21 protein-coding genes are annotated in these 18367 nt (G+C 63.7%); 19 read left to right on the top strand and 2 right to left on the bottom strand.

What is annotated here, in order from left to right:
* Positions 1-72 precede the first annotated feature (72 nt).
* The 14 genes from DK926_RS03650 (at position 73) to DK926_RS03585 (ending at position 13036) form a co-directional block, all read left to right on the top strand.
* Positions 73-1194, top strand: coding sequence for an NDMA-dependent alcohol dehydrogenase (locus tag DK926_RS03650; protein ID WP_114329331.1), 1122 nt, complete (start codon positions 73-75; stop codon positions 1192-1194).
* Between the two features lie 205 nt (positions 1195-1399).
* A complete protein-coding gene (locus DK926_RS03645; protein ID WP_114328794.1) occupies positions 1400-2713 on the top strand; it encodes an acyl-CoA dehydrogenase family protein in 1314 nt (437 codons plus the stop codon).
* Positions 2710-3084, top strand: a complete 375-nt coding sequence (locus DK926_RS03640; RefSeq protein ID WP_114328793.1) for a carboxymuconolactone decarboxylase family protein — start codon at positions 2710-2712, stop codon at positions 3082-3084. The genes DK926_RS03645 and DK926_RS03640 overlap by 4 nt, the downstream gene beginning before the upstream one ends.
* Complete coding sequence (locus DK926_RS03635; protein ID WP_114328791.1) at positions 3081-4238, top strand: acyl-CoA dehydrogenase family protein; 1158 nt, start codon at positions 3081-3083, stop codon at positions 4236-4238. Before DK926_RS03640 ends, DK926_RS03635 begins: the two co-directional genes overlap by 4 nt.
* Positions 4235-5197 (top strand): acyl-CoA dehydrogenase family protein, encoded by a 963-nt coding sequence (locus DK926_RS03630; RefSeq protein ID WP_165839495.1) that lies wholly within the window; start codon positions 4235-4237, stop codon positions 5195-5197. The genes DK926_RS03635 and DK926_RS03630 overlap by 4 nt, the downstream gene beginning before the upstream one ends.
* A gap of 5 nt (positions 5198-5202) precedes the next feature.
* Positions 5203-6327, top strand: coding sequence for a thiolase family protein (locus tag DK926_RS03625; RefSeq protein WP_165839494.1), 1125 nt, complete (start codon positions 5203-5205; stop codon positions 6325-6327).
* Positions 6324-6734: an OB-fold domain-containing protein gene (locus DK926_RS03620; RefSeq protein ID WP_114328784.1), complete on the top strand. Its 411-nt coding sequence runs from the start codon at positions 6324-6326 to the stop codon at positions 6732-6734. The genes DK926_RS03625 and DK926_RS03620 overlap by 4 nt, the downstream gene beginning before the upstream one ends.
* Entirely contained in the window at positions 6731-7990 is a 1260-nt protein-coding gene (locus DK926_RS03615) for an amidohydrolase family protein (protein ID WP_114328782.1), read from the top strand. Before DK926_RS03620 ends, DK926_RS03615 begins: the two co-directional genes overlap by 4 nt.
* 35 nt (positions 7991-8025) lie before the next feature.
* Positions 8026-8832, top strand: coding sequence for an SDR family oxidoreductase (locus tag DK926_RS03610; RefSeq protein ID WP_114328780.1), 807 nt, complete (start codon positions 8026-8028; stop codon positions 8830-8832).
* Positions 8829-9869, top strand: coding sequence for a phosphotransferase family protein (locus DK926_RS03605; RefSeq protein ID WP_114328778.1), 1041 nt, complete (start codon positions 8829-8831; stop codon positions 9867-9869). The genes DK926_RS03610 and DK926_RS03605 overlap by 4 nt, the downstream gene beginning before the upstream one ends.
* The gene (locus tag DK926_RS03600) at positions 9866-11074 is read left to right on the top strand and encodes a CoA transferase (protein WP_114328777.1); all 1209 of its coding nucleotides are present in this window, start codon (positions 9866-9868) and stop codon (positions 11072-11074) included. The genes DK926_RS03605 and DK926_RS03600 overlap by 4 nt, the downstream gene beginning before the upstream one ends.
* Positions 11074-11949 carry an aldolase/citrate lyase family protein gene (locus DK926_RS03595; protein WP_114328775.1) on the top strand — a complete coding sequence of 292 codons (876 nt, stop codon included), beginning with the start codon at positions 11074-11076 and terminating at the stop codon, positions 11947-11949. Before DK926_RS03600 ends, DK926_RS03595 begins: the two co-directional genes overlap by 1 nt.
* Positions 11950-11982: 33 nt before the next feature.
* A complete protein-coding gene (locus DK926_RS03590; RefSeq protein WP_114328774.1) occupies positions 11983-12489 on the top strand; it encodes a DoxX family protein in 507 nt (168 codons plus the stop codon).
* Positions 12490-12544: 55 nt separating this feature from the next.
* A complete protein-coding gene (locus DK926_RS03585; protein ID WP_165839493.1) occupies positions 12545-13036 on the top strand; it encodes a nuclear transport factor 2 family protein in 492 nt (163 codons plus the stop codon).
* 3 nt (positions 13037-13039) lie between these two features.
* On the opposite strand, the gene DK926_RS03580 is transcribed toward DK926_RS03585, so the two are convergent.
* A complete protein-coding gene (locus tag DK926_RS03580; protein ID WP_114328770.1) occupies positions 13040-13375 on the bottom strand; it encodes a thioredoxin family protein in 336 nt (111 codons plus the stop codon).
* Positions 13376-13493: 118 nt separating this feature from the next.
* Complete coding sequence (locus DK926_RS03575) at positions 13494-14246, bottom strand: FCD domain-containing protein (RefSeq protein ID WP_114328768.1); 753 nt, start codon at positions 14244-14246, stop codon at positions 13494-13496.
* Between the two features lie 98 nt (positions 14247-14344).
* On the opposite strand from DK926_RS03575, the gene DK926_RS03570 reads away from it, so the two are divergent.
* The 5 genes from DK926_RS03570 (at position 14345) to DK926_RS03550 (ending at position 18279) form a co-directional block, all read left to right on the top strand.
* Positions 14345-15262, top strand: a complete 918-nt coding sequence (locus DK926_RS03570; protein ID WP_114328766.1) for a TIGR03619 family F420-dependent LLM class oxidoreductase — start codon at positions 14345-14347, stop codon at positions 15260-15262.
* A gap of 44 nt (positions 15263-15306) precedes the next feature.
* Positions 15307-16239 carry a thioredoxin-disulfide reductase gene (gene trxB / locus DK926_RS03565; RefSeq protein WP_114328764.1) on the top strand — a complete coding sequence of 311 codons (933 nt, stop codon included), beginning with the start codon at positions 15307-15309 and terminating at the stop codon, positions 16237-16239.
* Positions 16240-16376: 137 nt separating this feature from the next.
* On the top strand, positions 16377-16913 hold the full coding sequence (locus tag DK926_RS03560) for a hypothetical protein (RefSeq protein ID WP_125833364.1): 537 nt from the start codon (positions 16377-16379) through the stop codon (positions 16911-16913).
* Positions 16913-18019, top strand: a complete 1107-nt coding sequence (locus DK926_RS03555; RefSeq protein WP_207890734.1) for a hypothetical protein — start codon at positions 16913-16915, stop codon at positions 18017-18019. Before DK926_RS03560 ends, DK926_RS03555 begins: the two co-directional genes overlap by 1 nt.
* On the top strand, positions 18016-18279 hold the full coding sequence (locus DK926_RS03550; protein ID WP_114328760.1) for a hypothetical protein: 264 nt from the start codon (positions 18016-18018) through the stop codon (positions 18277-18279). The genes DK926_RS03555 and DK926_RS03550 overlap by 4 nt, the downstream gene beginning before the upstream one ends.
* Positions 18280-18367 lie beyond the last annotated feature (88 nt).

Genomic DNA, 18367 nt, shown 5'->3' with positions numbered 1-18367 from the left:
TGACCAGCGACACATCTCCTACAAGCGACACGTCTCCCATAAGCGACATCGAAGAAAGGAATCATCGACATGATCAAGACCAAGGGCGCGCTCCTCTGGGAGCCGGGGACCAACTCCGGGTGGCAGATCGACGACATCGAGATCGACCCGCCGAAGGACGGTGAGGTCGTCGTTCGCCTCGCCGCGTCGGGCATGTGCCATTCCGACCAGCACCTGGACACCGGTGACATTCCGCTGGACTGGGCACCCATCCTCGGTGGCCACGAAGGTGCAGGCGTGATCGAGGAAGTCGGACCCAACGTCGACGGCCTCGCGGTCGGCGACCACGTGGTGCTGCAGTTCCTGCCCACCTGCGGCAGCTGTTGGTTCTGCGTCCGAGGTCAGACCAACCTCTGCGACATGACGGCCAACGTGCTGTCGGGGTTCGCGCCGGACGGTACACATCGCGTGCACTCGAAAGGCCATGGTGTCGGCTGCTATTCGTATCTGGGAACGTTCAGCGAATACGTCGTCGCGCACCAGCGATCGGTCATCAAGATCGGCAAGGACATTCCGCTCGACGTCGCAGCGCTCGCGGGCTGTGGTGTTCCCACAGGCTACGGTTCCGCGGTCTACGCCGCCGAGACGGAGATCGGTGACACCTGCGTCGTCATCGGGTGCGGTGGCGTCGGCAGCAATGCGATCCAAGGGTTCCGCATTGCGGGTGCCGAGAACATCATCGCCGTCGATCCCGTTCCGTTCAAACAGGATTCGGCGAAGAAGTTCGGCGCGACTCTGACGTCGCCCAGTATCGAGGAGGCCTACGATCTGGTCTACAACGAGACGCACGGCCGAATGGCGGACCGCGTCGTCGTGACCATGGGCGTCGGTGATGCGCAGAAACTCGAGGCCATGATGAGTTTGGTGCGCAAGGGCGGAACCCTCGTGTTCACGAACGTGGTGACCATGAATCAGATCGACGCCAAGATCGCGCTGTACATGTTCTCGATGTCGGGCAAACGTCTCCAGGGCACTCTGTACGGAAGTTGCAACCCACGCAACGACATTCCGAAACTGATGAACCTCTACCGCCGCGGCGAACTACTGCTCGACGAGCTGATCACGACGCGCTACAAGCTCGACGATATCAACACGGGTTGGAAAGACCTCGAGGACGGAAAGATCATTCGAGGCCTCATCGACTACTCGCTCTGAGTGCACGAACATGCTGGTGAAGCCCCGTCTGGTCATCCGGACGGGGCTTCGCCGCATGGGTGCGTCGATGCGAAAGGAGTGAGACCGGCGTCCCGAAAACGCTTGAATATACGAACTATGCGAACTATTGTGAAGTTACAGCGATCGACCGAGGCCACCGGAACTCCGGACAGGGCCCCACGACAATCGAGGAGCTTCCAGCGCGATGTGGGATTTCGAGACGGACCCCGAGTTTCAGAAGAAGCTGGACTGGGCGGACACGTTCATGACGAACGAGGTCGAACCGCTTCAGTACGTCATCAAGCATCCCCTGGATCTGTCGGATCCGGTGCGACAGAAACTCATTCCGCCACTGCAGGAAGAGGTTCGCCGGCATGGACTCTGGGCGTGCCACCTCACTCCGGAACTCGGCGGACTCGGGTACGGCCAAGTGCAGCTCGCACTGCTCAACGAGATCCTCGGTCGCAGCGGCCCCGGCCCGACCGTCGGCCCGATCGTGTTCGGTACGGCCGCCCCGGATACCGGAAACGCCGAAATTCTCGCGCACTTCGGTACGGCCGAGCAGAAGGCTCAGTATCTGAAGCCGCTGATCGACGGCACGATGTTCTCGGCGTTCTCGATGACGGAACCGCAGGGCGGCTCGGACCCCAAGGTGTTCGCGACGACCGCGGTCGACGACGGTGATGCGTGGGTCATCAACGGCGAGAAGTGGTTTTCGTCGAATGCGCGGTGGGCGGACGTCCTGCTCGTGCTGGCGGTCACCGAACCCGACGCGCACATCTCCCGTCGAATGTCGATGTTCGTGGTCCCGACGGCGACCCCCGGTGTCGAATTCCTGCGCCACGTGCAGGTAGCGGGCTGGGTGGAGGGAGACGGCGGAGGCGATCACAGCTACATCCGGTACAACGACGTACGGGTGCCCAAGGATGCACTGCTGGGCGAACGTGGCCAAGGATTCGGGGTAGCCCAGACGCGACTCGGCGGCGGTCGAGTGCATCACGCGATGCGCAGCGTCGGGCACATGAAGTTGGCGCTCGACATGATGTGCGAGCGCGCTCTGTCGCGCTACACCCAGGGCGAACAGCTTGCGCAGAAGCAGTTGGTACAGAAGATGATCGCGGACGCCTGGATGGACATCGAGCAGTTCCGCCTGTTCGTGCTGCAGACGGCGTGGAAGATCGACCGGTACAACGACTACGACCGTGTGCGGATGGACATCTCGGCGGTCAAGGTCATCGCGTCGAGGGTGCTGAGCGACGTTGCGACGAAGGCGCTGCAGATTCACGGCTCGCTCGGTCTGTCCGAGGAGATGCCGTTCGTGAGCATGCTGGTCAACGGCATTCACGTCGGACTGGCCGACGGTCCGAGCGAAATACACACGGTCGGCGTCGCGAAACAACTTCTGCGGCAGTACGAATCGACCGACGGGCTCTTCCCGACTCGGCACATTCCCACACTGACCGAGCAGGCGGAGAAGAAGTTCGCACACGCATTGACGGACGAGGGAATTCGAGTATGAGTCACGACGAAGGGCGCACCCTCCGGGAGCGAGCCCAGGGCCGCAAGGCCCCACTGCTGCAGGACGCGTTGGTCGACCTGGACCCCAAGGTCGGGGAGTGGTCGGACGGATTCGTCTTCGGTGAGGCATGGGACGGCGACGAGATGGCGTTCGAGGAGCGAATGATCGTCGCCATCACCGCTCTTGCTGCGACGGGCCGAATCACCCAGTTGCGCAACTATCTTCATGGCGCTCTGCAGGCCGGAATGGAACCTGACAGAATTCGCGCGGGTCTTCGCATGCTCGTCGTCTACGTCGGTTTCCCCGGTGCGATCTCTGCACTGCAGGAATTCGCATCGGTAGTGCTCGTCCACGAGAAAGCCGGCCGATGAGCGCGGCGACGGCCTTGGTCACACTCGACGAGCACACCGAGGCCTTGAGGCGGTGGATCGACGACAACGCGTCGTCTCTGGACAGGTTTCGCGGACCGGTGGCCGAGGGAGTGCAGGAATCCGTCGACCACTGCCGAGAACTGATGGCCCTTCTGTGCGATGCAGGATGGTCCCGATGGGGATGGCCGGAGAGCATTGGCGGGCTCGGTGGCGGTGAGACGCATCGAGCAGTCCTGTACGACGAGCTGGGGGCCGCGGGAATCGAGATTCCCGAAGCGTTCGTCGTACTCGAGACCGTTGCGCCGGTCCTGCAGAAATTCTCGCCGGACATCGCTGCACTTCACCTCCCAAAATATCTTGCAGGCGAGGAACTCTGGGGACAGGGGTTCTCCGAACCCGAAGCCGGCAGCGACCTGGGGTCGATCAGAACCACCGCACGAGCCGACGGTGGTGGGTTCGTTCTGAACGGTCAGAAGACATGGATGACGCTCGGACCGTCGGCCTCGTACGCGGTCGTGCTGGCGCGCACCGGAAGCGCGGCAAGCAGGCACCGTGCACTGACGATGTTCTGGGTCGACCTGTCGGCGCCTGGCGTGACGGTGCGTCCGATCGTCGCCTCCAACGGTCGTGAGGAGTTCGCCGAGGTGTTCTTCGACGGCGTGGCAGTACCGGCCGAACACGTGATCGGAACGGTCGATGCAGGCTGGGCAGTGGCAATGTACCTGTTGCAATACGAGCGGGGGATGTACGCCTGGCTTCGACAATCGGTGTTGCACCACCGTCTCGGGTCGGTCGTCGAGGCCGTCGACGACGACGTCCGCGCCAAGCGTGCGGTGGGTGAATCCTTCTTGCTGTTGGCGGCGCTGCGTGCGCGCACCACCCAGACTGTGGTAGCCCTCGACGCGCGAAAGACACTGGGGCCGAGAGTATCGGTGGACAAGGTGTTGCTGTCCAGCGCGGAACAAGCGACGTACGACGCCGCGCGCATCGCGGACATCGGCGGTTTTCTCGCGGGGCCGGACACGGCGTCGACAGCTCTCCGGCACGAATGGTTCTACAGCCGTGCGACATCCATCTTCGGTGGCGCGGTCGACGTCCAGCGCGACATCATCGCCCAGCACATGCTCGGCCTTCCCCGAGAGGAGCGATCATGATTACCGACGAGCTGACGATGGTCGTCGACACGGCCCGCACGATGTTCGAGTCGGAGGACCGGCACGCGCTCGTCGACCAATTGGTCTCTGCAGGTATCGAACCGGACGACCTTCACGTGTTCGAGCAGCTGACCGGTGCGTTGATGACAGAGCAGGGGCGATCTGTCGCGAGCTCCACGCTCCTGTCTCTGATTCTGTGTGGGCCGCTGTTCGACTCGTCGTGGTCGGTGGTGCTTCCTGCCCTTGGTGTGTCGACGCCCCCTGGTCGGTCGACAGCCGACGGTATCGAGGTCGACGGCGTAGCCGTCAACCCGCATTCGTTCGGTCCGTTCGTCGTGCATGCGTCCGAGTCCGCGGTGTTGGTTCCCGCGGATGCGGTGACGGTGACGAGTGCCGACGGATTCGATCCCGAACTCGGTTTGCACCGGGTACGGGGGATGGTGTCGCCGGACCGCTGTTCGGTAGCACCGGTTCACTCGTGGGACACGGCACGAGTCCGCGCGCTCAGGGCGCTGTCGTTCGAGTCGATCGGCCTTGCCGAACGAGCGCTGAACGAGACCGTCGCGTACGTGAAGGAACGGAAGCAGTTCGGCCGCAGCATCGGACGCTTCCAAGTGGTCCAGCACCGCCTCGTCGACGCGTACACCGCACTGGAGTCGGCGAAGGCGGTCGTCGAATCGAGCGCCGACTCCGAGGACATCGTGTCGGCCCTGGTTGCGAAGGCGTGGTCGGGTAAGGCGGCACGTAAGGCAGTGGACGCGGCGCAGCAGTTCAGTGGCGCAATCGGATTCACGTTGGAGTTCGGGTTGCACCGACTGGTCAGGCGCGTGTACGTGATCGACGCGCTCTTCGGTGATTCGGTCTCGGCCGTAGCGGAGATCGGCGATCGACTCGTTGCCTCCGCGGTGGTTCCACGTTCGGCGGCGTTCGGCAGTCGGGACGGGGTGGCCGTCCGATGAAGAACGTGTCGATCGTAGGAGTCGGGATCCACCCGTTCGGACGTTTCGATCACGGCTACCGCCAGATCGGCGAGGTCGCGATGCGTGAGTGCTTCGTCGACGCAGGCGTCGAACCGGAGGACGTCGACATGGTGCTGGTCGCCAACGTCGGCGCCGAAATGGCGAAGGGCCACAACGTTGTCAACAGAATGCGCTACATCGGCAAACCGATCGTCAACGTCGAGGCCGCGTGCGCGTCCGGCGGGTCGGCACTGTCACTGGGGGCATCGATGATCGAGTCCGGCGCAGCCCGAACGGTTCTCTGCCTCGGCGTCGAGAAGGCGCCGCGCGGGTTCATCGCGGGCTCGGGCTTCGAGAGCTGGCAGATCGAGTCGGGCCTCGGTGTGAACCCGCTCTACTTCGCATTCCAGGCGCAGGATCTGATGCGTGACACCGACGTGACCGTCGAGGACCTCGCGGATGTTGCGGTCAAGAATCACAAGCACTCCGTCCACAATCCGAATGCGATGTATCGCAAGGAGTTCACCCGCGAGCAAGTACTGGACAGCAGGCCGGTGTGCGATCCCCTGACTCTGTTGATGCTGTGCGCACCGAACGAGGGTGCCGCCGCAGTGCTGCTCATGGACCGGAACGAAGCGGCGCGGCGTGGGCTCGACAACTCGGTACGCATCACTGGGATCGGCTTGGTGTCGCGTGCCGCGGACGACTGGTTCGTGCCCGCACCGTCGCTGCAGAGCGACATGTCGAGCATGTCGGCACGTGCAGCCGATCTGGCGCTGAGCCAGGCTGGTGTGCAGATCGAGGACATCGATCTCGTGGAATGCCAGGACACGGACGCCGCGTCGGAACTCATCGCCTACCGTGACCTCGGTTTGTGCAAGAAGGGCGAAGAGGCGCAACTGCTTCGATCCGGCGCAACGGCGCTGGGCGGGACGGTCCCCGTGAATGTCTCGGGCGGTCTGCTGTCCAAGGGCGAACCGCTCGGAGCGTCCGGCCTCGGCCAGATCCACGAACTGGTGACGCAGTTGCGGGGCACAGCGGGCGCGCGCCAGGTCGACGACGCGACTGTTGGTCTCTCCCACGTCATGGGCGCGGGACACAACTCGTGCGTAGTAGTGGTGCAGCGATGAGCACCGACTCGATGCAGGACCTGTTCGAACCGGCGGCCGACGGCGCGTCGACCGAGCTGCACGCCTCGACGTGCAACAGTTGTGCACGAACGCATTTCCCGGCCGTCGATGACTGCCCTGCCTGCGGAGGCACCGTGCACAGCGAGCGGCTGACGACAGGTCGCCTCTCGGCGAGGACCGAAGTCACGGCCCCGCCGCCGGGAGCGTTGGTCGAACCGCCGTACGCCGTCGGGATCGCAGACTTCGACTCGGGCATCCGCGTCATCGGTCTGGTCGATGCAGGAACGGCCGTCGGGGACGACGTGAGTGTCGTCGTTCGCCGATATCACTCGAACAGAACGACATTCGCCTTCCGAAACAGAACTACCGGCTCCGAAGTATCCGTCAACAGAAAGGACGTGTCATGACTGCTCTACTCCCCGAGAACGAGGTCCCCGAAGCTCTGCGCGACGTCAAGATCGTCGACTGCGACGCGCACCTGACCGAGCCCGCGGATCTGTGGACCTCACGCGTGCCCGAATCGATGAAGAATCGAATTCCGGTGCAGCGAACGGTCGACAACATCACCGCGTGGTACCTGCACGACGAAGTGTGGGCCAGTACCGGAGGCAATACCATCTCCACCGGACGCGAGAAGGTTCTCGGTTCGCACGTCGTTCAACCGTTCGCCAACATCGACGTGTCGTCCTGGGATGTCGGTGAGCGTCTCGCGTTGATGGACGAGCAGGGGATCCACGCACAGATCCTGTACCCCAACGGGATCGGCTTTGCCTCCAACCACGTGTTCGCGATCGAGGACGAGGCGGAACGAACCCTCGTGCTGCAGGTCTACAACGACTTCCTGATGGAGAGCCAGATCGAATCCAAGGGACGCCTGTTCCCCCAGGGGCTGTTGCCGATCTGGGACATGGATCTCACGATCAAGGAAATGACCCGCCTGATCGACAAGGGAATGCGCGGTTTCACGCTGTCGGACAAACCCGAACTCATCGGTCTTCCCGAATTGCCCGAGTCGTACTTCGACCCGATGTGGGATCTGTTCGACCAGACCGGTGCCGTCGCCAACTTCCACATCGGAGCGGGCGCTCGTCGCGAAGACCTCGAAGCAATGCGAGGGAACGTCGGCCAGAAGGCATCGGGCACAGCAGGACCCGAAGTGACGGGTGTCGCCAAGCCGGCCTGGAGGTCGTTCGGAAAGCAGCGTCAGCTAGCCATCGGTGCTACGCAGATGTTCATGTCCAACGTTCGAATCATCATCAATCTGTGCATGTCCGATCTGTTCGACCGGTACCCGAACCTGAAGATCGTCTCGGCGGAATCGGGCATCGGATGGATTCCGTTCATCCTCGAGGCGATGGAGTTCCAGTTCGACGAGATGGTGACGCACGATCACGAGCTCGCGGCAGCGAAGCGTCGGCCGACCGAGTACTTCCGTGACCATCTCTACGCGATGTTCTGGTTCGAAGAGATCGGTGCCGCAAAGCTTCTCGAAGACGTCGGAATAAACAACGTTCTTGTCGAGACGGACATCCCGCACCCGACCTGCCTGTTCCCCGGGCCGCGCGAGCACTTCGCTCGGGTCATGAGCGGACTGCCCGACCATGCGGTGAAACGAGTCCTGCAGGACAACGCAGCCGAGCTGTACAAGATCGACGTCAGCTGAACCACGGCGATGCCGACAGTCGCAGAAGGAAGATCATGAGTTCACGAGAGGTACCAGCACACCGCAGGTTCGAGGGCAAGGTCGCAGTCGTCACTGGAGCCTCGAGAGGTATCGGGTTGTCGATCGCGTCGAGGCTGGCCGACGGAGGTGCGTCGGTCGTCATGAACGCTCGGAAGCCGGACGTTCTGAAACGCGCCGTCGAGGCGGTCGTCGACGCGGGTGGACACGCGGTCGGAGTCGCGGGAAGTATCGACAGCGCAACGCTTCCCGGGGAACTCGTCGACGCGGCGGTGTCGTCGTTCGGCCATCTCGATCTGATCGTCAACAATGCTGCGACGTCGGCCTCGTACGGGCCGCTGATGGATGTTTCACGGGAAGCATTCCACAAGACGGTTCTGGCGAACACGTGGCCGGCCGTGGCGCTGGTGCAGAAGGCTGTCGCGCACGGGATGACGAACGGGTCGGTGGTGAACATCCTGACGACAGGAGCCGAGCGGGTACACCCGGTCACCGGACCGTACACGGCCAGCAAAGCGGCGCTTGCGAGTCTGACCAATACCCTTGCGCACGAACTGGGTCCGCGGAACATCCGGGTGAACGCTGTCGCACCCGGCTTGGTGCGTACGGACCTGGCCCGAGCGTTGTGGGACGGCGAGCGCGGCCCGCAGGAAGAGCGACTCGTCCCGCTCGGTCGGCTCGGTGAACCCGACGACATCGCATCGGCGGTGTGTTTCCTGTTGTCCGACGATGCCGAGTGGATCACGGGAGCGATGATTCGCGTCGACGGTGGGCGCATCCACGTCGGTGGGGAACCGGCCGACATGATCGGGGCGTACCGATGAACCCGGAGCTACTCGACGGCGTGTCCACAGCGGTCGACGCCGCGTTCGCCGAGGCGGGAGACACGACGAGGATCGCCGCGCTGAAGGTTCTGGAAGGCGGGCACTCCGGAATCACGTTGTCGGCGAGAACAACCGGTGGTTCCGCACCGGACGAGGTCGTGATCAAGGTCGCGCCACACGGCCGGCCGCCGCGTGGCAGGCACGACGTACTGCGTCAGGCCGACGTGCTCGACGCGCTGGCAGATGTCGACGATCTGGCAGTCCCGCGAGTGTTGCTGCGCGGGTACGGGGAATGGACTTTCTACGTGATGGAGAGATGCGACGGCGAGGCGGTCGAACCGGTGCTCGACGCGTCGACCCGGGTGTTCGAAAGCGACACGATCCGTCGGCGGGCCGAAGCGGCCGCCCGGATGCTGGGGGTGCTGCACAACCGGGCACCCGAGGCGCTCGTCGACAGCGACTCCGGCGCCGTCGATCTCGCTGCCGAGATCGATCGGTGGGCGACGGTTGCAGCTGCCGCGGGCGACGAACACGGGTTGGCCACGATTCCCGACGCCCTGCGTGCGACCATGCCGCCCGTCGTCGAACCGCCGGTCCTCGTTCACGGTGACTACCGCTTGGGGAATGTGCTGTTCGACGGAGTGCGACCGACCGGGATCATCGACTGGGAGATCTGGACGGTCACGACACCCGGCGTCGATCTCGGGTGGTTCCTGGCGTTCTGCGACCCCGGCCTCTTTCCAGGAATAGGTGCTCCCGTGCACGGAATGCCCACTGCAGGTGAGCTTCTCGATCAGTACTACTCGACGGCAGGTGGTCGGATCGCCGACATGGAGTGGTTCCATGCCTTCGGCCGGTTCAAGATGGCCGCGATCATGGCGCACAACCTGCGTCGTCACCGCGAGGGCCGCCACATCGACCCCTTCCAGGACGAACTTCCCCCGACCATTGCTGCGCTGGCGCGCTCGTCTCGTTCGATCCTCGACGGACACGCCGTCGACGAGCAAGCCCGTACGACGACAGGAGCGAGATCATGAACGACAAGTCCGGCCCTTCCGGGGGCGTCATGTCCGGCGTCAAGGTGGTCGAGCTGGCCCACGTGATCGCGGGTCCACTCGCAGGAACGCTCCTCGCCGACCTGGGCGCCGACGTCGTCCACGTCGAGGCGCCAGGGGCGGGAGACACCGCGCGCTTCCAAGGCCCGGCCAAGGACGGAGTTCGGTTGTGGTGGAAAGTGTCCGGCCGGAACAAGCGGTCCGTCACACTCGACCTGCGGCAGCCGGAAGGCCGAGAACTGGCACGCGAGTTGATCGCCTGGGCCGACGTCGTCATCACGAACATGCGGTGCTCGACGCTGGAGAAGTGGGGATTCGACTGGGACACCCTGCATGCGGCACACCCGAAGCTAGTGATGCTGCAGATCACCGGCAACGGTGCGTCCACGACGGCGAGGAACGATCCGGGGTTCGGAAAGGTCGGTGAGGCCCGAAGCGGTGTCGTGCATCTGACCGGTTTCCCCGACGGTCCGCCGGTCCACACGGGCTTCTCGCACGGTGACAGCGTGACAGCGCTGATGGGTGCGTTCGGCATCGCGTCCGCACTCGTGCGTCGTCACGAACCCGATTTCACCGGCGAATGGATCGACATCGCGCTGTTCGAGCCGCTGTTCCGACTGGTCGAATGGCAGGTGATCGTCGCAGACCAGTTGGGGATCGTGCCCGGTCGTTCGGGAAACCAACTGGCCGTTGCGCCTGCCGCGGTGGTCAACACGTTCCTCAGTGCCGACGACATCTGGCTCACGGTCACGTCGGGTACGCCTCGGTCCGTGCAGAAGATCGCCGAGATGCTGGGCGAGCCCGCCGAGGACTATCTCACCGTCGAACAGCAGACGACCAACAAGGAACGTCTGGATACGTTGCTGCACAGCTGGATTGGCTCCCGTTCCGCCGAGGTGGCGCTGAAGGAGATGGCAGTCCGAGAGGTCGTCGGCTCGAAGGTCTACTCGGCCGCCGACATTCTCGAGGACCCGATCTACGCGGAACGCGAGGACATCGTGTCGATCGACGACCCGGAGCTCGGGCAGGTCAAGATGCAGGCCGTCGTTCCCCGTATGCACGAGCGCCCGGGGTCCGTGTGGCGCACCGGCGCACAGCTGGGGCAGGACAACGACGTCGTGTTCGGCGACTGGCTCGGCGTCGACGCCGAGCGACTGGCTGCACTGCGTGACAAGGAAGTGATCTGATGCCGACGCCGCACGGCCGCCGTTCCTACCGCTCGATCCGCAGCATTCTCGAGACGCCCATCATGGACGATCACAAGTGGGGAAAGCTGCCGAACATCGACGCGGACATGATCTTCCTCGATCTGGAGGACTCCGTGGCTCCCGGTTCGAAGGCAGCCGCGCGTGAACGCGTGGTGCAGGCGCTGCGCGACAGGATTTTCGACGGGGAGAAGCTACTTCTCCCGCGCGTGAATCACATCGAGAGCGAGTGGGGGCGCGACGATATTGCTGCCCTGGCGGCCGTTCGGCCCGACGTGGTCGCCTATCCGAAGATTCGGTCCGCAGCGTGTGTCGACACGGTGGTGAACGAATTCCGGCGCCACGGCGCGGATCCGGACATCTTTGCGATCATCGAGACTGCCCAGTCGGTGCTCGAGGTACGTGAGATCGCGGCACACCCGTCGGTGATCGGATTGATGTCGGGGCCCGCGGACATCAGCCTCGACGCGGGAATCGAGCTGTATGAGCCGAACGGCGAACTGAACTCGATCTTCGAGACCACGAAGGCACTGACCGTCCTCGCGGGCGCGGCCTACGGGTTGGCGGTGACCGACATCGCGTACGCCCGCGACATTCGCGACTTCGACGAGATCCGGCGACGCATCGAGAGTTCGCGGCGCAAGGGGTTCACCACGATGACTACCTTCTACCCGCCGCACGTCGACATCATCAACGAGGTCTTCAGCCCCCGTGAGGCAGAGGTGGCCGCGGCTACGGCACTCGTCGACACCTACGAGAAAGCTCTCGCCGACGGGAAGGCAGCGGTTCTGAGCGACGCAGGAACGCCGATTCTGATCCACGAATACGAGAAGGCCCGTCTTGTTCTGGGGCGGTAGGCGTCGAACTGCGCACCGTCGGGGCGGCTGCCGATGACAGCCGCCGATTGGGGCTCGACCGTTCTCCGCCTTCTGCTCGGAATCGTCATAGCCGCTCACGGGTGGAACAAGTTCTTCGCCGGCGGGCGCATTCCCGGCACTGCGCGCTGGTTCGACAGTATCGGCATGCGGCCGGGCAGGTTTCACGCGCTGCTGGCCGCCTGCTCGGAGCTCGGTGCAGGTGTACTGCTGATTTTCGGTTTCCTGACGCCGGTCGCATGTGCCCTGGTCGTGTCTCTGATGTTCGTGGCGGCGTGGACCGTTCATCGTGGCAACGGTTTCTTCATCGTCGGCAACGGGTGGGAGTACAACCTGTTCCTGGGTGGGACGGCCGTCGTGCTGGCGATATCGGGTCCTGGGTCGGCATCTCTCGACGCGCTGATCTTCGGAGCGGGTGGACTGGGCCCGATCGTCGGATCGGTCTGTGCAGCGGCGGGTCTCGCAGGCGCGGCCATGACCCTGGTTCTCTGTTTTCGTCCGCAGCCCGCCGCACGGACGTAGTTTCTATAGATGCATTCACCGGATCGACCGGTCCGGCCACGGCAAGGAGTCCACTGTGAACAGCGAACTGGAAGCCCGTCTGCTGCGTCTGCTCGACGAGGACGACATCCGCCAGGTTCTCTATCGACGAGCGCGCGGTACCGACCACGGGGACATCGATCTCGTCCTCAGTTGCTACCACGACGGTGCGACCGAGGATCACGAGGGATTCAACGGGCCGATTCGTGAGTACCTGAGCGGCGCGTCACCGGTGTTCAAGGACGGCATCGAGATCGAGGTCAACGTCCATCTGCTCGGCAACACCGAGATCATGGTCGACGGTGACCAAGCGGAGACGACGACGACCTTCGTCTGCACGTTGACCGTGGCCGAACACGGAACGCGCAGGGACTATCTCAATTCCGGCCGCTACGTCGATACCTTCGAACGGCGTGACGGGGATTGGAAGATTCGTCACCGGCGCTGCGAGTACGAATGGTCGCGGGGCGACTACTGCACCGACCGCTGGTGGTCGAGAAACGACGACGCCACCGCGACCTCGTCCTGAGCGTCAGCGTGCCATGTCGACGTGTTCGGGAAGGTTGCGCAGCATGGTCCGCACTGCGTCGAATCCGGTGAATCGTGTTGTCTCGACACCATTTCGGAACATGACGACGGTCGGTAGCGTCATCACTCGGCAGTTGGTCTGTACCTCCGGATTGGCCTCGATGTCGAGTGTCATGACGTGCACCGACGGGTGTTGCTGCGCAACGGTTTCGAGGAGAGGTTTCACCTGCCGGCAGTTGGTGCACCAGGGTGCCCAGAAGTCGACGAGGGCGAAGTCGGCCGCGTCGACCTCGCCCTGGAAGGTGGTATCGGTTGCTTCGATGATCGTGCCGTCGGACATGGCGCACCTTTCGATATGGTCGAGTGAACTGATCGACCATTCGAACTATACGTATCTTTGGCGGGTCAGCCGGCGTATTCGTCGAAACTGTCCCTCGCGCACACCTCGTTCGGAGGTGTCACCGCCACTCGACGCGTTCGGACAAAGTGTCCGGAAATTGCTTCTCGCACAACGCCTTGTACGCAACGAGGTGCTTGCGCGACAAGTCTGCTGCGGCGCGTTCGTCGTGGTCGGCGATGGCCTGGGTGATCTGTTCGTGGTCGCGTTCGATCTCGAGTCGGTAGTCGTCGGGTACAGGAACAGCGTCGATCCGCAGGGCCCAGATGTCTCGAAGCCCGAGCGCGATCGTGGACATGATCGGGTTGCCCGACGCGGTGATGACGGCGCCGTGGAAGCCCGAGTTCTCTCGCGCGAACTCCTCGGTGGTGCAGTCGGCGAACCCGAGGGAGGACTTCAAGGCGTGCTGCACCGCATCGGCGGCGTCGGTTCCCGGGCGCGCGGCCGCCGACGCAGCGAGCGTCGGTTCGATTCCGATTCGCGCGTCGAGCAGATCTCGCAACGTCGCACCGAGAGCCTGGAAATGCAAAGTGGACATCTGACCGAATCCTCGGCCGTCCATGTCGCCGACGACGGGTCCTCCGCCGTTGCCGGTGCGTATCTGTATCAATCCGTTCGTTTCGAGAATGCGCAGTGCTTCGCGCACCGACGCCTTGCCGACCTCGAAGCGCTCACACATGTCGCTCTCCGGCGGCAACTTGTCTCCAGCCGAAAGGTTTTCGTCTTGAATGTCGTGGAGAATCTGGCGCGCGACCACCGCGGACAACTTCTCGGCCCGCAGGGCCGTACGAGACGGACGTCCTCTGACAGCCATGCCGGCCTCCCTACCGTGGAACAACAAACATACGAACAATTGCTACAGACGGTACTCCCGGAGCGGGAGATTCTGGGCAGCATCCCCGAGTTGGCTCGATGATCGACGATCGAACGCCGCCTCCGGTCCGAGTTCCACACATCGGTATCAAACTCCCGAACTGGGGCACGTCGGCGTCGCCGGAATCGATCTCCGCCGTCGCGCGCGCCGCAGACCGATCCGGGTTCGATTCACTGTGGGTGTCCGACCACGTTGCGATCCCGTCCGATGCGGACCTGATGGGGGTCGATTCCACGACGGCGTTCTACGAGGTCCTCACCACACTCGGCTATGTCGGGGCGCTCACGGACCGGATACAACTTGCGACAGGCGTTCTCGTCGGGCCACTGCGCGAGTCCGTTCTCCTCGCCAAGCAGGTCGCCACCGTCGACCGTCTGACGTCGGGACGGATGGTCCTCGGCATGGGCGCGGGGTGGCTGCAGGGCGAGTTCGACGCCCTCGGTCGTGACTGGTCGGGACGTGGCCGTGCACTGGGCGACTCCATCGTCGACATGCGCGAGGCGTGGCGCTGCGAGCAGTTCGTGCCGCGGGGCACGTCCACCTCGGTCGGTAGTGCGCCGAGGCCGGTCCGCGATTCGGTGCCCGTTGTGTTGGGCGGCAACAGTACTGCCGCTCTCGCACGCGCGGCGCGGCTTGCCGACGGGTGGTACGGAGCGAACCTTACGCCCGACGAATTCGCCTCCACCCGTGCGACTTTGATCGAGCTGGGCGCGGACGTGCCGTCGGGCTTCCGTATGGGAATCAAGCCGAAGGTCGTGCACAGGGCCGTGGTCGGTGAGACGGTGGCAGCCTACGCGCACGCCGGCGCGGACTTCGTCGTCCTGGACGTCGAGTTCTCCGGCATGAGCGGCGACGAGAGTGCAGGGGCTGTCGTCGAACTCGCCGAAAAACTTCAGCTGTCGGGCACCGCGCGCGAGCCTCTCGAACCCATCATGCGGCGCTCCGACGACCGGTAGCGCCGGACGCTACGACAAGCTGGACACTACGAAAAGAGACAAGAATGAGCAGCGACGATTCGATGCGCACACTGATCATCGTCGGATCAGGACCAGCGGGCTACACCGCCGCACTCTACGCAGCAAGGGCAGGCCTTCGGCCTCTCGTCCTCGAAGGACCGTCCCAAGGCGGCGCACTGATGACGACGACCGACGTCGAGAACTTCCCCGGATTCCCCGACGGAATACTCGGGCCCGACCTCATGGATCTGGTTCGACGGCAGGCCGTTCGTTTCGACGCCGAGTTCGTCGCCGACGAGGCCGTATCCGTCGACCTCGGTGGCGATGTGAAGGAAGTCAAGGCTCTGTCCGGGGCGTACCGGAGTGCTGCAGTCGTGCTCGCCATGGGATCGGAGTATCGCCGTCTCGGCATCCCGGCCGAGGAGAAGTACAGCGGGATCGGTGTGTCCTGGTGCGCCACGTGTGACGGCTTCTTCTTCAAGGGGCAGCATATCGTCGTCGTCGGTGGCGGTGACACGGCGATGGAAGAGGCGTGCTTCCTGACCAGATTCGCGGCGAGCGTGACCATCGTTCACCGACGGAAAACGTTGCGCGCCAGCAATATCATGGTTCGGCGCGCGCAGGAGAATCCCAAGATCGAGTGGATACTGGGTGCGGAGGTCGTCGACATCGAGGGGGATGGACGTGTCGAGCGCGTCGTCCTCAGGGACGTCGCGTCGGGCGAATCGATCACGCGGCCGGCGGGCGGGGTGTTCGTGGCGATCGGGCACACGCCACGCAGCGACCTCGTGACGGGCCAGGTCGACATCGACGATCACGGCTTCGTCCGTACCGCTGTCGATACGACGGCAACGAGTGTGCCCGGTGTGTTCGCCGCGGGTGACCTGGTCGACAGCCGCTACCGGCAGGCGATCACGGCTGCCGGTACCGGTTGCTCGGCGGCGATCGACGCCGAAAGGTATCTGTCCGCGTTGTGATTCGGGTGAAGTAGGTGTGACTTACAGAAACTTTCCCACAACTAGAGACATGAGTCACACAAAAGGTTAGGCTCGAACGGCAAGTATGCGGTTAGTTCGAATATACGCAATCGAGGATTTCGTACGCAGGAGGTTCGATGTCGATAGTGCTATCGCCTGCGCCGACGGCGCAGCAGCTCAGTAAACCGAAGTGCTCCCCGGTGGGTGCTCTGTACGGCAAGCGCGTGGGATTGCGTCGTGATCAGTTCTGGCTCTCGTGGGACTGGATCAGCGACGAGTGGGCCAAAGCGCTCGAGGCGGACGGTGCAACGCCGGTGATCTGGCGTGCACCGGTCGGTAAGGGTGACAAGGAGATGGTGGAAGGCGGACAGGAGTTCGCAGAGTTCCTCGGTTCGATCGACGTCGCCATCAGCGGTCTCGGAAATTGCGGTTCCTGCACCCTGTGGGCCGTGCACGACGCACTCGGCGCTCTCGATACCGGATTGCCCACGGTCGCGGTCTCGACGGAGCATTTCGAGCCGCTCGCGCGCACCTTGGCAAGCCAGCGCGGTCACGACGACATTCGACTCAAGGTCATGCCGTACCCGCTGGAGGGCAGGGACGAAGCGGAAATTCGTCAGATCGCCCGCGACCACTACGACAGTCTGCTCGAAGAATTGGGGGCGATCCGCTGATGACCACCACCTCGGATCACACGGAAACACTCGTCAGCGAACGGGTCGAGGTCGGTGACCTCGACGCGCGATCCTTCAGTGCCGAAGCCCTGAAGCGTGGGTGGTCGGACGGACTCCCGGTGATTCCGCCGACCGAAGCTCTCGTCGCGGAGTACGTCGATGCCAGCGGTATCGACGGCCAGTTCGTCGCGGGTCGCCTGTTTCCCTCAGGAATCGACTGCACGGTCGAGCACATCGCGGTGAACGCGGTGATGGCAGGCGCACCCCCCGAGGCGATGCCGCTGATCGTCGCGTGCATCTCCGCCGTCAGCGATCCCGCCTTCGACCTTGCAGGCGTCAACGCCACGACGGCCTCCGTCGTGCCGGCGTTCGTCGTCAGCGGGGATGTCAGGGACCGTCTCGATATCCCGCACCGTCACAGTGCATTCGGAGGTGTGGCAGGTGCGGCACCTGCCATCGGCCGTACCGTCCGTCTCGTCATGCGCAACGTCGCCGGACAGGTCGCGGGTAAGACGTCGGAGTCGGTGTTCGGTCAGCCGGGTCGTGTCACGGGAATCGTCACGTCCGAATGGCTGGAGGAATCTCCGTGGCGCTCCCTCGGTGAACGCCGTGGGGTCTCGGGTGACTCCGTCACGGCGATCGGTGTGCTCGGGTCGGCGAACATCCTCGACAGCTACGGCAGTTCCGGCCGAGAGATCCTCGAGGTCGTCGCGAAGTCGTTGTGCTACATGGGAAACAACAACATGGACCACTCGGCCCAGTTCGCTCACCAGGTGGTGGCTCTCAATCCGGTCTGGGCGAACATCGTGGCTCGTGAGATCCCGGACATCCAGGACGTGCAGGAATTCCTGTTCACGGAAGCGAAGCTTCCGATCTCGTGGTTCCCTGCCTCGTTACACGGTCCGCTGGAGGAGGCGCACGATGTCAAGGACGGCTACGTCTACCTGATGGATTCGCCCGACGACGTGTCGGTCATCGTCAACGGCGGCAAGGGAAGTCTGCACGCGACGATGCTGCCCGGCATGTCGAACCACATTCCTGTCACTCGTTCGCTCGATCCGGCGAACTGGGACGTCCGTGGCCAGCGGAGCGGAGCGGCATCATGAGCGGGTCGATCGATCAGTCGCTCGCCAAAGCCGTCGAAGAGATCCAGATCTTGGTGTCGGGAGACGGCGCTCGTCTCGACGTCATCGAGCCCAGCCACGAGAAGGAGCTCAGATTCGCTCTCGATCTCACTGAAATCGGTTGTGCGGATTGCCTCCTGCCCGCACCGAAGCTGGCGGAGATCGCGACGTCGTCGGTGCGCAGGCATACCGGCGATTCCGACTACACCGTCGTCATCGTCGATCCACGAGAAGACGCATAGCCAACAGTAGAAGTGCGGTAGTCGTCGTCGATATCGCTGCACAGCAACAGCTTTCGGTGCAGCAATATCGAACTCCGGCCGCACGAGC

Origin of the sequence: Rhodococcus sp. Eu-32 (genome assembly GCF_003336925.1) — a bacterium.
GTDB classification, from domain to species: Bacteria; Actinomycetota; Actinomycetes; order Mycobacteriales; family Mycobacteriaceae; genus Rhodococcoides; species Rhodococcoides kyotonensis_B.
The sequence above is the reverse complement of the archived record's forward strand: the minus strand, read 5'-3'. Positions and strand labels throughout refer to the sequence as shown.